Source organism: Streptomyces sp. NPDC031340 (assembly GCF_055569945.1).
On sequence record NZ_JBVIIE010000105.1, the window covers coordinates 1 to 13,117 of the forward strand.

14 protein-coding genes are annotated in these 13,117 nt (G+C 73.6%); 6 read left to right on the plus strand and 8 right to left on the minus strand.

From position 1 onward, the window contains the following. Window positions 1-110 precede the first annotated feature (110 nt). Window positions 111-1,349, minus strand: coding sequence for an exo-beta-N-acetylmuramidase NamZ family protein (locus ACZ5GT_RS40145; protein WP_469036737.1), 1,239 nt, complete (start codon window positions 1,347-1,349; stop codon window positions 111-113). Between the two features lie 103 nt (window positions 1,350-1,452). Between ACZ5GT_RS40145 and ACZ5GT_RS40150 the strand changes: the two genes are divergently transcribed. From ACZ5GT_RS40150 to ACZ5GT_RS40160, 3 genes are read left to right on the plus strand one after another with little or no spacing between them, the layout of a single operon-like run. Next, window positions 1,453-2,226, plus strand: coding sequence for an SDR family oxidoreductase (locus tag ACZ5GT_RS40150; RefSeq protein ID WP_469036740.1), 774 nt, complete (start codon window positions 1,453-1,455; stop codon window positions 2,224-2,226). Next, window positions 2,223-3,887 (plus strand): class I adenylate-forming enzyme family protein, encoded by a 1,665-nt coding sequence (locus ACZ5GT_RS40155; RefSeq protein WP_469036744.1) that lies wholly within the window; start codon window positions 2,223-2,225, stop codon window positions 3,885-3,887. The genes ACZ5GT_RS40150 and ACZ5GT_RS40155 overlap by 4 nt, the downstream gene beginning before the upstream one ends. 28 nt (window positions 3,888-3,915) lie before the next feature. Beyond that, entirely contained in the window at window positions 3,916-4,509 is a 594-nt protein-coding gene (locus ACZ5GT_RS40160) for a TetR/AcrR family transcriptional regulator (protein WP_469036747.1), read from the plus strand. A gap of 78 nt (window positions 4,510-4,587) precedes the next feature. Here ACZ5GT_RS40160 and ACZ5GT_RS40165 read toward each other — a convergent pair whose 3' ends face one another. From ACZ5GT_RS40165 to ACZ5GT_RS40195, 7 genes are all read right to left on the minus strand, one after another. Next, window positions 4,588-5,346 carry a tetratricopeptide repeat protein gene (locus ACZ5GT_RS40165; protein WP_469036749.1) on the minus strand — a complete coding sequence of 253 codons (759 nt, stop codon included), beginning with the start codon at window positions 5,344-5,346 and terminating at the stop codon, window positions 4,588-4,590. A 110-nt stretch (window positions 5,347-5,456) separates the two neighbouring features. Then, window positions 5,457-6,671 carry an acyl-CoA dehydrogenase family protein gene (locus ACZ5GT_RS40170; RefSeq protein WP_469036752.1) on the minus strand — a complete coding sequence of 405 codons (1,215 nt, stop codon included), beginning with the start codon at window positions 6,669-6,671 and terminating at the stop codon, window positions 5,457-5,459. A gap of 6 nt (window positions 6,672-6,677) precedes the next feature. Then, a complete protein-coding gene (locus ACZ5GT_RS40175) occupies window positions 6,678-7,712 on the minus strand; it encodes a phosphotransferase family protein (protein WP_469036755.1) in 1,035 nt (344 codons plus the stop codon). A 184-nt stretch (window positions 7,713-7,896) separates the two neighbouring features. Then, window positions 7,897-8,232 carry a DUF202 domain-containing protein gene (locus ACZ5GT_RS40180; RefSeq protein WP_469036758.1) on the minus strand — a complete coding sequence of 112 codons (336 nt, stop codon included), beginning with the start codon at window positions 8,230-8,232 and terminating at the stop codon, window positions 7,897-7,899. Beyond that, window positions 8,229-8,624: a YidH family protein gene (locus ACZ5GT_RS40185; RefSeq protein WP_469036760.1), complete on the minus strand. Its 396-nt coding sequence runs from the start codon at window positions 8,622-8,624 to the stop codon at window positions 8,229-8,231. The genes ACZ5GT_RS40180 and ACZ5GT_RS40185 overlap by 4 nt, the downstream gene beginning before the upstream one ends. 107 nt (window positions 8,625-8,731) lie before the next feature. Beyond that, a complete protein-coding gene (locus ACZ5GT_RS40190; protein ID WP_469036763.1) occupies window positions 8,732-9,247 on the minus strand; it encodes an NUDIX domain-containing protein in 516 nt (171 codons plus the stop codon). Between the two features lie 87 nt (window positions 9,248-9,334). Further along, entirely contained in the window at window positions 9,335-10,228 is an 894-nt protein-coding gene (locus ACZ5GT_RS40195) for a DMT family transporter (protein WP_469036766.1), read from the minus strand. A 382-nt stretch (window positions 10,229-10,610) separates the two neighbouring features. Between ACZ5GT_RS40195 and ACZ5GT_RS40200 the strand changes: the two genes are divergently transcribed. The 3 genes from ACZ5GT_RS40200 to ACZ5GT_RS40210 all read left to right on the plus strand — a co-directional run bounded on the left by ACZ5GT_RS40200 (window position 10,611) and on the right by ACZ5GT_RS40210 (window position 13,007). Further along, entirely contained in the window at window positions 10,611-11,558 is a 948-nt protein-coding gene (locus tag ACZ5GT_RS40200; RefSeq protein ID WP_469036769.1) for a hypothetical protein, read from the plus strand. Between the two features lie 113 nt (window positions 11,559-11,671). Next, entirely contained in the window at window positions 11,672-12,397 is a 726-nt protein-coding gene (locus ACZ5GT_RS40205) for a molybdopterin-dependent oxidoreductase (RefSeq protein ID WP_469036772.1), read from the plus strand. Further along, the gene (locus ACZ5GT_RS40210) at window positions 12,381-13,007 is read left to right on the plus strand and encodes a cytochrome b/b6 domain-containing protein (protein WP_469036774.1); all 627 of its coding nucleotides are present in this window, start codon (window positions 12,381-12,383) and stop codon (window positions 13,005-13,007) included. Before ACZ5GT_RS40205 ends, ACZ5GT_RS40210 begins: the two co-directional genes overlap by 17 nt. Window positions 13,008-13,117 lie beyond the last annotated feature (110 nt).

Below are 13,117 nucleotides of genomic sequence, written 5' to 3' on the forward strand. Positions count from 1 at the left end.
GGGCTACGAGGGGGGGGCGGCACCACCACACCCATCGCGCCCCCCCTGGGGAGCGGCCCCCCCCCCCCCCCCCCCCCCCCCCGGGCGGCAGCCCCCGGCACGCCGGGGGCTCACTCGTACAGCAGGTAGTGCCGGCGCATCCGGCGGAACGCGGCCAGCTCCGTCTGCCAGCCGGCCACCACCTCGTCGGTGTCCGCGCCGGCGTCGATCATGGTGCGCACCCGTGCCGAGCCGGTGAGCTTGTCGATCCAGTGGTCGGAGCGCCAGGCGAAGCCGTCGAAGACCCGCTTGGCGGTCACCAGCAGGGCGATCCCGGTGCGCACCGGGTCGAAGGCCGCCCGGTCGTGCACATGGACCTGCACGCCCCCGATGGTCTTCCCCTGGTACTTGGAGAAGACCGGCGCGAAGTAGGCCTCCCTGAAGCGCACACCGGGCAGGCCCAGTTCGTTCACGGCGGCGGCCCACCGGCCGTCGATGCCGTCGGCGCCCAGCAGTTCGAACGGCCGGGTCGTCCCGCGTCCCTCCGACAGGTTCGTCCCCTCCAGCAGGCACGTCCCCGAGTAGACCAGGGCGGTGTCCGGGGTCGGCATGTTGGGGCTCGGCGGCACCCACGGCAGCCCGGTGGCGTCGTAGAACTCCGACCGCCGCCACCCCGTCATCGTGACGGTCTCCAGCTCCACCGGGGCCGTCAGGAACTCCCCGTCGAACAGCCGCGCCAGCTCGGCGACGGTCATCCCGTGCGCCTGCGCGATCGGCTGCCGCCCGACGAACGTCGCGAACTCCTTGTGCAGCACGGGCCCCAGGGCCGCCCGCCCGGTCACCGGGTTCGGCCGGTCCAGCACCACGAACCGCTTGCCCGCCAGCGCCGCCGCCTCCATGCAGTCGTACAGCGTCCAGATGTACGTGTAGAAGCGCGCGCCGACGTCCTGGATGTCGAAGACGACGGTGTCCACGCCGGAGGCCGTGAAGACGTCGGCGAGCGGCTGACCGCTCTTCAGGTACGTGTCGTAGACGGGCAGACCGGTCGCCGGGTCGTCGTAGCGGCCCTCGGAGCCGCCCGCCTGCGCGGTGCCGCGGAAGCCGTGCTCGGGGCCGAAGACGGCGACCAGGTTCACCCGCTCGTCGGCGTGCATGACGTCGACGACGTGCCGGACGTCGCGGGTGACGCCGGTGGGGTTGGTGACGATGCCGGCCGGCCGGCCGTCGAGGAGCGCGTAGCCGTCCGCGGCCAGCCGCTCGAATCCGGTGCGCAGAGGTGCGCGGTGGGGGGCCGCGGCGGCCGGGGACGCCGCCGGGAGGGAGGTTGCCGCCGTTGCCGCTGCTAAGAGAGCTCGTCTGGAAAGGCGCATGGGAGGCACGGTAGGGGCCGGCGCCGGTCGCCGGAACCCCTTCCCTGCCACATACCGACCGGTTAGTCTGACGTGGCCGCAGAGCCGCAGTCGAAGGAGACCGATGGTGGAAGCCGTTCAGGGTGCCGGGGTGGTCGTCACGGGGGCCGGGGGAGGCATCGGCGCGGCGCTCGCCCGCCGGTTCGCCGCCGAAGGGGCCCGGGTCGTCGTCAACGACCTGGACGCCGGCCGGGCCGAGGCGGTCGCCGCGGAGATCGGCGGCATCACGGTGCCGGGCGACGCCTCCGCGATCGTGGCCGACGCCCGCGACGCGCTCGGCGGCACGGTGGACGTCTACTGCGCCAACGCCGGCGTCGCCCTGGAGGACGGGGACCTCGAGCAGCCGGTCGACGAGAAATCCTGGGCGCTGGCCTGGGACGTCAACGTGATGGCGCACGTCCGGGCGGCGCACGAACTGCTCCCGGCCTGGCTGGAGCGCGGCCGCGGGCGCTTCGTGTCCACCGTCTCCGCCGCCGGCCTGCTGACCATGATCGGCGCCCCCTCCTACAGCGTCACCAAGCACGGCGCCTACGCCTTCGCCGAGTGGCTGTCGCTGACGTACCGCCACCGCGGCGTGAAGGTGCACGCCATCTGCCCCCAGGGCGTCCGCACCGACATGCTGTCCGCCACCGGCAGCGCGGGCGACCTGGTGCTCAGGCCCACCGCGATCGACCCGTCGGACGTCGCGGACGCCCTGTTCAAGGGGATCGCCGAGGACCGCTTCCTGATCCTGCCGCACCCCGAGGTCGCCGCGTTCTACCAGGCCAGGGCCGCCGAGCCGGACCACTGGCTGACGAACATGAACCGCATCCAGCAGAAGTGGGAGGGGCTGCGGTGACCGGCTCCCGTTACGCGGCCAAGCCCTGGCTCGACCTGCTGAACGACGCCCAGCGCGCCCCGGTCGACCCCGCCGCCTCCCTCGTGCACGCCCTCGCCCGGTCCGTCGCCGAGGCCCCCGACCGCACCTTCCTGACCTACTTCGACGGGCGGCTCGGCTACCGCGAGGCCGACGAGCTGAGCGACTCCGTCGCCGGTCACCTCGCCGCCCGCGGGCTGCGGCGCGGCGACCGGGTGGCGATCCTGCTGCAGAACTCCCCGCACTTCGTGATCGCGCTGCTCGGCGCCTGGAAGGCGGGCGCGATCGTCGTACCGGTCAACCCCATGTACAAGTCGGGAGAGGTGGCGCACGTCCTGCGGGACGGCGAGGTGGCCGCGCTGGTCTGCTCCGACCGGGCCTGGGAGTCGTACCTGCGGGAGACGGCGGCCGGCTCGCCGGTGCGGATCGTGCTCACCGCCTGCGAGCTGGACTTCCAGACCCGCGGCGACGCGCGCGTGCTGGCCTTCGAACGGCTGCCGCAGGCCCCGGACGCCGACGACCTGACCGCCGTCGCCCGGGCCGGTCACCCGGCCCCCGAGGTCCGCGCCGCCGAACCGTCCGACATCGCGCTGATCAGCTACACCTCCGGCACCAGCGGCACCCCCAAGGGCGCCACCAACACGCACGGCAACATCATGTACAACGCCGAGCGGCAGCGGACCGGCCTCGCCCTGCCCGAGGCGCCCGTCTACTACGCCCTGGCACCCCTGTTCCACATCACCGGCATGGTCTGCCAGCTCGGCGCCTGCCTCGTCAGCGCGGGCACGCTCGTGCTGACGTACCGCTTCGAGGCGGGCGTCGTCCTGGACGCGTTCGCCGAGCACCGGCCGCACTTCACGGTCGGCCCGTCGACCGCCTTCATGGCGCTGGCCGCCCACCCGGCCGTCACCCCGGACCACTTCTCCTCCTTCGCCGTCATCTCCTCCGGCGGCGCCCCCGTGCCGCCCGCGCTGGTGGAGAAGTTCCGGGTCGGCTTCGGGCCGTACATCCGCAACGGCTACGGGCTCACCGAGTGCACCGCGCCGTGCGCCTCCGTGCCGCCGCACCTTGAGGCGCCCGTGGACCCGGCTTCGGGGACGCTGGCGGTGGGGCTGCCCGGCCCCGAGACGGTCGTCAGGATCGTCGACGACCAGGGGCAGGAGGTGCCCTTCGGGGAGCAGGGCGAGATCGTGGTGAGCGGGCCGCAGGTCGTGCCCGGCTACTGGCGGCGCCCGGACGCCACCGCCGAGACCTTCCCCGGCGGCGAGCTGCGCACCGGCGACATCGGCTTCATGGACCCGCGGGGCTGGCTGTACGTCGTCGACCGCAAGAAGGACATGATCAACGCGTCCGGCTTCAAGGTGTGGCCGCGCGAGGTCGAGGACGTGCTCTACACGCACCCGGCGGTGCGCGAGGCGGCCGTCGTCGGGGTGCCCGACGGCTACCGCGGCGAGACCGTCAAGGCGTACGTCAGCCTGCGTCCGGGCGCCGGGACGGACCCGGACGAAATCGCGCTGTACTGCAAGGAGAGACTGGCCGCCTACAAGTACCCGCGGCAGGTGGAGATCCTGCCCGACTTGCCCAAGACGGCAAGTGGGAAGATCCTCCGGCGGGAACTGCGTTCCCCCCGGCAGAGCAGCTGACAGATCCATGGAAAGGCAGGTGGCGGCAGTGCCCAGGACGACGGACGGTGACGGAGCACCCGTTCCACAGCGGCTTCTGGCCGCCGCCACCCGGCTTTTCGCCGACCGGGGATACGACCGCACCTCCGTGCAGGAGATCGTCGAGGCGGCCGGCGTCACCAAGGGGGCGCTGTACCACTACTTCGGCTCCAAGGACGACCTCCTGCACGAGGTGTACGCGCGCGTGCTGCGGCTCCAGCAGGAGCGCCTCGACGCCTTCGCGGGCTCCGACGAGCCGGTCGAGAAGCGGCTGCGGGCCGCGGCGGCGGACGTCGTCGTCACGACCATCGAGAACCTCGACGACGCGTCGATCTTCTTCCGCTCCATGCACCACCTGAGCCCCGAGAAGAACAAGCAGGTGCGGGCCGAGCGGCGGCGCTACCACGAACGCTTCCGCGCGCTCGTCGAGGAGGGCCAGGAGGCGGGCGTCTTCTCCAGGGCGACCCCGGCCGACCTGGTGGTGGACTACCACTTCGGCTCCGTCCACCACCTGTCGACCTGGTACCGCCCCGACGGCCCGCTCACCCCGCAGGAGGTCGCCGACCACCTGGCCGACCTGCTGCTGCGGGCCCTGCGCCCCTGAACTCGAAGCGCCGGGCCGCCCCCCGCCGGAGCCGGTCAGGCGGATCCGGTGAGGCGGATCCGGTCAGGGCTGATCCGGTCAGGCGGTCCACTGGTCGAGGAGACGGCGGGTGGAGACGGTGTTCGGGTGTGAGGCGCCGAGCACCCGCTCCATGTCGCGTACCACCGCGGTCAGCTCCTCCAGTGCGGCGCTCCGGCCGTCGCCCGGCGTGTCGTACCGCATGATCGCCAGAGAACCGCGGGCGATCAGGGTCATGTGGTGGTCGGCGCCCAGCGCCTCGGTGCCGGCGGTGACGGCCTCCTGGTACACCGCCCGGGCGGCGTCGGTGTCGCCGTCCTCCTTCAGCCACTCGGCAAGGGCGATGCGGACCGCCAGCGCCTCCGGGTCGCCCGGGCCGAGGGCCAGGTTCATCTCCTCGCTCAGGTCCTCCAGTTGTGCGACGCGGTCGGGCAGCCGGCCGTGGTCGCCCCGCAGTTGCAGCGCGATGAAGCGCGCCTGCAGCGTCAGCGAGTGATCGTCCCCCAGAGCCGCGGCGAGATCGGGCACCAGGGCCTCCAGCCGTTCCACCGCGAGACCGGGGCTGCCCTGCTGAGCGCACTGCACGGCCGACGCCAGGCGGGCCCGGAGGAGCGACTCGTCGTCCGGCCCCAGCCGCCACTGCGCCAGCGCCAGCCCGAACGGCACTTCCCGGTGGGCGATCCTGACCAGCAGGGTGAGCATCCCGGCGCACCCCAGCAGGTACCACAGGAAGTTGTCGGTCGGCAGCACCAGCGCGCCGACAACGGCCAGGAGCAGGCCGGCCACGGGCCAGCGCCAGGCCTTCGGTAAGCGTCTCATGGCCGCAGTATCGCGTTCATGACACGGGTGGGGAAGATCTCCGGCGACCTTGGGCGGGGAACGGGAAAGGGGCGGCCGCCCAGTGGCAGCCACCCCCGACTCCCTTGCTGCTAGAGGTACTTCTTCAGCTCCCGACGCGCCAGCGACCGCTGGTGCACCTCGTCCGGGCCGTCGGCGATCATCAGCGTCCGCGCGGCGGCGTACAGCTCCGCCACCGGGAAGTCCTGGCTGACACCGCCCGCGCCGTGGAGCTGGATCGCCCGGTCGAGGATGTCGACGACCGCGCGCGGGGTGGCGATCTTGATGGCCTGGATCTCGGTGTGCGCGCCCCGGTTGCCGACGGTGTCCATCAGCCAGGCCGTCTTCAGCACCAGCAGCCGCAGCTGCTCGACGGTGACCCGGGCGTCCGCGATCCAGTTGTGCACCACGCCCTGCTGGGCCAGCGCCTTGCCGAAGGCCTGACGGGACACCGCCCGGCGGCACATCAGCTCGATCGCGCGCTCGGCCATGCCGATCAGCCGCATGCAGTGGTGGATGCGGCCGGGGCCGAGCCGGGCCTGCGCGATGGCGAAGCCGCCGCCCTCCTCGCCGATCAGGTTGGACACCGGCACGCGCGCGTGGTCGAAGACCACCTCGGCGTGACCGCCGTGGTAATGGTCCTCGTAGCCGAAGACCTTCATCGCACGGGTGACGGTGACGCCCGGGGTGTCCCGCGGGACCAGCACCATCGACTGCTGACGGCGGATGTCCGGGCCGTCCGGGTCCGTCTTGCCCATCACGATGAAGATCTTGCAGTGCGGGTCCATCGCGCCGGAGATGTACCACTTGCGACCGGTGATGACGTACTCGTCGCCGTCGCGTTCGATCAGGGTGGTGATGTTCGTCGCGTCCGACGAGGCCACCTCCGGCTCGGTCATCGCGAACGCCGAGCGGATCTCGCCCGCCAGCAGCGGCTCCAGCCACTGCTTCTTCTGTCGCTCGTCGGCGAACTGCGCCAGCACCTCCATGTTGCCGGTGTCCGGTGCCGCGCAGTTCGTCACGGTCGGCGCCAGCTGCGGCGAGCGGCCGGTGATCTCGGCGAGCGGGGCGTACTGGAGGTTGGTCAGGCCGGCGCCGTACTCGGCGTCCGGCAGGAACAGGTTCCACAGCCCCTGCCGGCGCGCCTCGGCCTTCAACTCCTCGACCACCGCCGGGGTGTCCCAGGGGGAGGCCAGCGCGGCGCGCTGCTCCTGCGCCACCGCTTCGGCCGGATAGACGTACTCGTCCATGAAGGCGAGCAGTTTGGCGCGCAGTTCCTCGGTGCGTGCGTCGAACGCGAAGTCCATGGCCGGTCAGCCTTCCTGGAGTCCTGCTTGAAGAGTCGTCAGTCCGTGCTCGATGAAGACCGGGACCAGATCGCCGATGCGGTCGAAGCCGCGGCCGACCGTCTGGCCCAGGGTGTAGCGGTAGTGGATGCCCTCGAGGATCACGGCGAGCTTGAACCAGGCGAACGCCGTGTACCAGGAGACCGCGGAGACGTCCCGCCCGGAGCGGGCGGCGTAGCGCTCGATCAGCTCGGCCGGGGACGGGTGGCCGGGGGCCTCGGCCGTGGTGGAGACGGGGGAGTCGGGCATGCCCAGCGGCGTGCTGTACATCACCAGCAGGCCCAGGTCGGTGAGCGGGTCGCCGAGCGTCGACATCTCCCAGTCGAGGATCGCCTTGATGACGTCGTCGTCGCCGATCAGGACGTTGTCCAGCCGGTAGTCGCCGTGCACGACGGTCGGCGCGGGGGAGACGGGCAGCTCCCGGCCGAGCGCCGCGTGCAGCTCGTCGATGCCGGGCAGCTCACGGTTGCGGGAGGCGTCGAGCTGCTTCCCCCACCGCCGCAACTGCCGGTCCAGGAAGCCCTCCGGGCGCCCGAAGTCCGCCAGGCCGACCTCGGCCGGGTCCACGCCGTGCAGCTCGACCAGCGTGTCCACCAGCGACAGCACCGCCTGCCGGGTGCGCTCCTCGCCCAGCGGGGCGAGCTGGTCGGCGGTGCGGTACGGGGTGCCCTCGACGAACTCCATGACGTAGAACGGCGCCCCCAGCACCTCCTCGTCCTCGCACAGCAGCACCGGGGTCGGCACCGGTACGTCCGTCGGGTGCAGTGCGCTGATCACCCGGTACTCGCGCTTCATGTCGTGCGCGGTGGCGAGGACGTGGCCCAGCGGCGGCCGGCGGACGACCCACTTCGAGACGCCGTCGCCGACCGCGTACGTCAGGTTCGACCGCCCGCCCTCGATCAGCCGGCCGGTCAGGGGGGCCTGCACCAGGCCGGGCCGCTCACGGTCGAGCAGGCCGCGCAGCCGGTCGAGATCGAGACCTGGCGGATGGTCGGGGCTCATCGGTGCTCCTTACGCGCGCGTGAACATCACTGACGCGACCATCATGCCGACTGGTCGGTATGCCGTCCAGTGCGGGCGCCCAACGTGATCGGGACCACGGCGGCCGGACCGGTCCGGGAGGGCCCCGGGGGACGAGCCGGAGGGCGTGCCGGAGGACGAGCCGGAGGGCGTGCCGGAGGACGAGCTAGAGGACGAGCTGGAGGACGAGCGCCGCGCCGCACAGCGCCAGGGCCACGGTGCACAGGACCGCCGCCGCGGCATGGCGCGGGCCGAGCGGGGACGGGCCGGGCGCCGCGGCGAGGGCGCGGATGCGGAGGTGGGCCAGCAGCAGGAACGCCGCCCACAGCAGGCAGCACAGCGCGCAGACGGCGATGCCCGACGCGGAGGGGCCGCCGTACAGGGCCGTCTTCACCGCGAGGACGGCGACGGCGGCGCTCGACAGGGTCGTACGCCGCCAGGCCATCCGGGTGCGCTCGGGCTGCAGCCCGGGATCCCGCTCCCGGCCCGCGGGCGCGCTCACCCCTCCCACCCGACGAGCACGACGACGACCATCGCGACGGCGACGAAGGCGACCACCACGCCCAGCACCGCCGGAAACCGCGACACCGGCAGGTCCTCGCCCCGCCGCATGGCCCGCTCGCAGCGCACCCAGTGGTTGACCGCGCGCAGGGCGCACAGCACGCCCGCCCCCAGCAGCGCGAGCGCCAGCCCGACGCGCCAGCCCCAGCGCAGATCGGGCAGGAACTGGTCCACCGCGAAGCCGCCGCCGATCAGCGCGAGCCCGGTGCGCAGCCAAGCCAGGAAGGTGCGCTCGTTCGCCAGCGAGAACCGGTAGTCGGGGGTACTGCCCTCGTGCCGGATCCGTTCGGGGGCGAACCACAATCGGACGTTCTGTACCCATGCGTCGATCACGCCGCGACCCTATCGGGCTCCCCGGAGGCATCGGGCTCCCCGCAGGCGCCGGGCTCGCCGGAGGCATCGGGCTCGCTGGAGGCATCGGGCTCGCCGGAGGCGCCGGGTCAGCCCGTCGACCGGTACGCCTTCCACCGCTCGTACGCCGCCAGGCCGTCCGGCGTCCACTCCCACTCCGTCAGCCGCCGCTCCACCTCGTCATCCGTCAGGAACGCGTGCCAGGCCACCTCCTCGGCCTGCGGGCTGACCGGCAGCTCGCAGCGCACCTCGTACACCGCCGACCACCAGCTGCGGCCCGCGCCGTCGTCGTAGAGGAACTTGAAGAGGAACCGCGGGCTCGGCAGGCCGCTCACGCCCAGTTCCTCCTCCGCCTCGCGCAGCGCCGCCTCGTCGTAGGACTCGCCGGCCGCGACGACGCCGCCGACGAACATGTCGTGGAGGGAGGGGTAGACCATCTTGGTCGGGGTGCGGCGGTGGACGAACAGACGGCCCTCGGCGTCCCGGGCCAGGATGAAGACGCAGCGGTGGCGCAGGTTCCTGGCGTACGCCTCGCCGCGCGGCAACCGGTCGACGACGCGGTCGTGCCCGTCGACGATGTCGATGATCTCGTCAGCAGCGCTCATGGGCTCATCCAAGCAGCATGCCGTCAGCGGGGTCGCCGGAGCCGCACACCGCTCGTGAGGTTGCCCGGGCAACGCGCCGGGGCCCCGTCACTGCGCTTGCAGGTCGCGGATCCGTTCCGGCTTCGCCGTGCCGGTGGGCATCGCCGGGTGCAGCCCGAGCAGCACGATGCCCGTGACGATCGCCGCCAGCCCGGCCGCCTCCCAGGCCAGCGCCCCGGTGTCGGTGCGCAGCCGGTCGCCGAGGAAGCCCACCCCGCACAGGATCCCGGCCAGCGGCTGGGCCGCGGTCAGGGCCGGCAGGGACATCCGCAGCGGCGCGGTCTCGAAGGCGCTCTGCACCAGCACCAGGCCGGTGACGCCGAGCGCCAGCACGCCGTACGGCTGCCAGCCGGTCACCAGCTCGGAGAGGCCGCCGGCGGAGAAGCGCTCGCCGCTGATCCGGGTGAGGGCGTCCTGGACGCCGTAGAGCAGGCCCGCCGCCAGGGACAGCAGGACCGGCGCCGAACTCAGGCGCGAGCGCTTGGCGCAGGTGGTCAGCAGCAGCGCCGGCCCGACCACGGCGCCGATGATCAGCCAGTGCCGCAGCGGGTCGGCGACCGCGGTGCCGCCGCGCGGCTCGCCGGCCACGATGAAGGCGGTGACCCCGCCCGCCAGCAGGGCGAGGCCCGCCCAGCCCTGGCGGCCCAGCGGCTGTCCGGTCTGCCTGCGGGAGAGCGCGAGGGCGAACAGCAGGTTCGTGGCGAGGAGGGGTTCCACGAAGGAGATCTCGCCCTCGCCGAGCGCGGCGGCGCCGAGGGCCATGCCGGCCACCATGAGCCCCGTACCGGCCAGCCAGCGCTTCACCCTCATCAGGTCGAGGAGCAGCCGCGGCGAGAGGAAGTCGCTCAGCGGCGCCTGCTGGGCCGCGTTCTGCTGGAGCACGAATCCGAGGCCCAGGCAGCAGGCAGCGCTCACGGCGAGAAGGAGAACCAGAACCGACACGCTGCGTACCTCGATCAGTCCGGCCGGGCTACGGGGCGGGCAGTGGCCGACTGTAGCGTCCCGGGCACGGGCGTGCCCCGGGAGCCGGCGAGAACATCGACCCGGCCACGGCGCGCCGCCCGGTCGGGGCGCGGGGCGTGACCGTGCCGCCATGGTCCGACGCCCCGCCCCGCCGCGCCATGGCGTACGCCACACAACGGGCCGGGTCGCACCCGGGCCACCGCCACGCCGCCCGGCAAGTGCTCAGGCCAGTACGGACGTTGACGCGAGTAACGGCAGTTCAGGCCTTGACGTGAGTCTTTGCTGAGGGTTTGCTGTGCGTGATCAGTCGACGGCAAACCGAAGCCCCGACGCGAGCCGCGTCGCGTGAGGAAGTCCCGCGGTGTCCCCACCCCCGCCATCCCTCGGCAGGGGCCGCGAAGGCGCGGCCCAGGCCCTTGACGCAGCCCTCGACGACGACGAACTCGCCGCGGCGAAGGCCTCCTTGGCGCAGGGACGATGGCAGGCCGCCCGCTCCCTGCTGGCGCACACGGGCGACGACTGGGACCGCCGCGGACACCGGGTGACCGTCCTCGCCCTGGAGCCCTACAGCTCCGCCTGGGCCCGGGACTGGATGTTCACCGAACCCGGCTGCGCCGACGCCGCCGTCCTGCTCGCGCTGTCCCTGGTGCACCGGGCCCTGCGGGGCAAGGAGAGACCGGACCGGGCCCGCGAGGCCTGCCGGGCCGCCGCCGCGCGCCTGCCCGCCGACCCGACCCCGTGGCTGGGGATGCTGATGCTGGAGCGCGCATCCGGCGCCGACGACGAGGTCGGACGCCTCTTCGGCGAGATCCGCGGCCGGTACGCCGACCACCACCACGCCCACCACCTGATGGTCGCCCGCCTCGCCGAGCGCCGCGCCGACGCCGGCCCCGACCCGCTGCACGAGGTCTACGACTTCGCCGACTGGGCCGCCGCGCAGGCGCCGGCCGACTCCCCGCTCGCCGTCCTGCCGGTCGTCGCGCACGCCGAGCGCTACCGCGCGCTGGCCACCGCCGGGCACGAGCCCGCCGATCCGGCCGCCTCCGAGCACTGGAGCGGGCACCGGGCCCGGCAGGTGCTGAAGGCCGCCTTCGACTGGTGGCTGGAATGGGAGCACGAGGGCCACCCGCGCCGCCTGATCGACCTGAACTACCTCGCCCACGCGAAGGTCTGCGAGGGCAGCGGCGCGGAGGCCGCCGCCCTGTTCCACCGCATCGGCGAGCACGCCACCCCGGCACCCTGGTCCTACCCCGGCCGCGACCCCTACCCCGCCTTCCGCGCCGCCCGCGCCGCCGTGCTCGGCAGATGACGACGCCCCAGGGGCCCCGGCCCGGTGAGAACCGCGTGAGAAATGATGACGGAACCCTGACGGGCACCCGCCTTCCCTGGCCCGGCCGAGGCCCTGGGTGCTCGAATGAAGGGGTGAACTCCGAACCACCCGAGGAACGCGGCGCACCGGTCGGCCGCCGCGTCTTCCTCGGCACCCTCGGCCTGGGCGCCCTCGGCGTCCTCGCGGCGCCCACCCTGCAGCGCGGCCTGGAGGGATTCCTCGGCGGCGCGGCCGACAAGGACCCCACCGGCCTGACCGGACTGCTGCCCAACGGCGGCGGCTTCCGCTACTACTCGGTCGCCTCCTCCGTACCGCGCAGGAGCGCCTCCGGCTACCGCCTCACGGTCGGCGGCCTCGTCGACCGCCCAGCCTCCTACACGCTCGCCGAGCTGCGCGCCCTGCCGCAGACCCGGCTGGTCAGGGACGTCCAGTGCGTCACCGGCTGGCGGGTGCCCGACACGCCCTTCGAGGGGGTGCGGCTGTCCCGGCTGCTCGACGCCGCCGGGGTCCGGGCGGGGGCCGGGGCGGTGCGCTTCACCTGCTTCGACGGCACCTACACCGAGAGCCTCACCCTCGACCAGGCCCGCCGCGCGGACGTCCTGGTCGCCCTGCGCATGCAGGACGAGGACATCGGCCACGCCCACGGCGGCCCCGTCCGCCTCTACGTGGCGCCCATGTACTTCTACAAGTCCGCCAAGTGGCTGTCCGGCATCACCGTCACCGAGGACGTGCGGCCCGGCTACTGGGAGGAACGCGGCTACGACGTCGACGCCTGGGTCGGCCGGTCGAACGGGCGGGACGATGACCCCACGAGCTGAGGCGAGGACGCCGACGGCCGCCGAAGTCCGCCGGTTCGGCCCGGTCCAGCGGTGGGTGCACCGCACCACGGCCGCCCTGATGGGCGTGTGCGTGGTCACCGCGGCCCTGCTGTACGTACCGGAGCTCGCCGAGCTGGTCGGCCGCCGCGAGCTGGTGGTCCGCGTCCACGAGTGGGCCGGCCTGGGCCTGCCGGTGCCCGTCCTGGCGGGTCTGTTCTCCCGCGGCTTCCGGGCCGACCTGGGCCGGCTCAACCGCTTCGGCCCCCATGACCGGCTCTGGCTGCGTGCGGCCCTGCGCCGCGACAAGCGCCGCTCCGCACGCCCGGCGGCCAAGTTCAACGCCGGGCAGAAGGTCTACGCCGCCTGGATCGCCGGGGCGACGCTGGTGATGCTGGGCACCGGCCTGATGATGTGGTTCACGCATCTCACGCCGATCAGGTGGCGCACCAGCGCGACCTTCGTCCACGACTGGCTGGCGCTCACCGTCGGCGTCGTCCTCGCCGGCCACATCGGGATGGCGCTCGGCGACCCGGAGGCCCGGCGCGGGCTGCGGACCGGGACGGTGAGCCGTGAGTGGGCCGCCCGGGAGCACCCCCTGTGGCGCGACTGACGGCGGGCGAGGGGACGCGGGGGGGGGGGGGGGGGGGGGGGGGGGGGGGGGGGGGGGGGGGGGGGGGGGGGGGGGGGGGGGGGGGGGGGGGGGGGGGGGGGGGGGGGGGG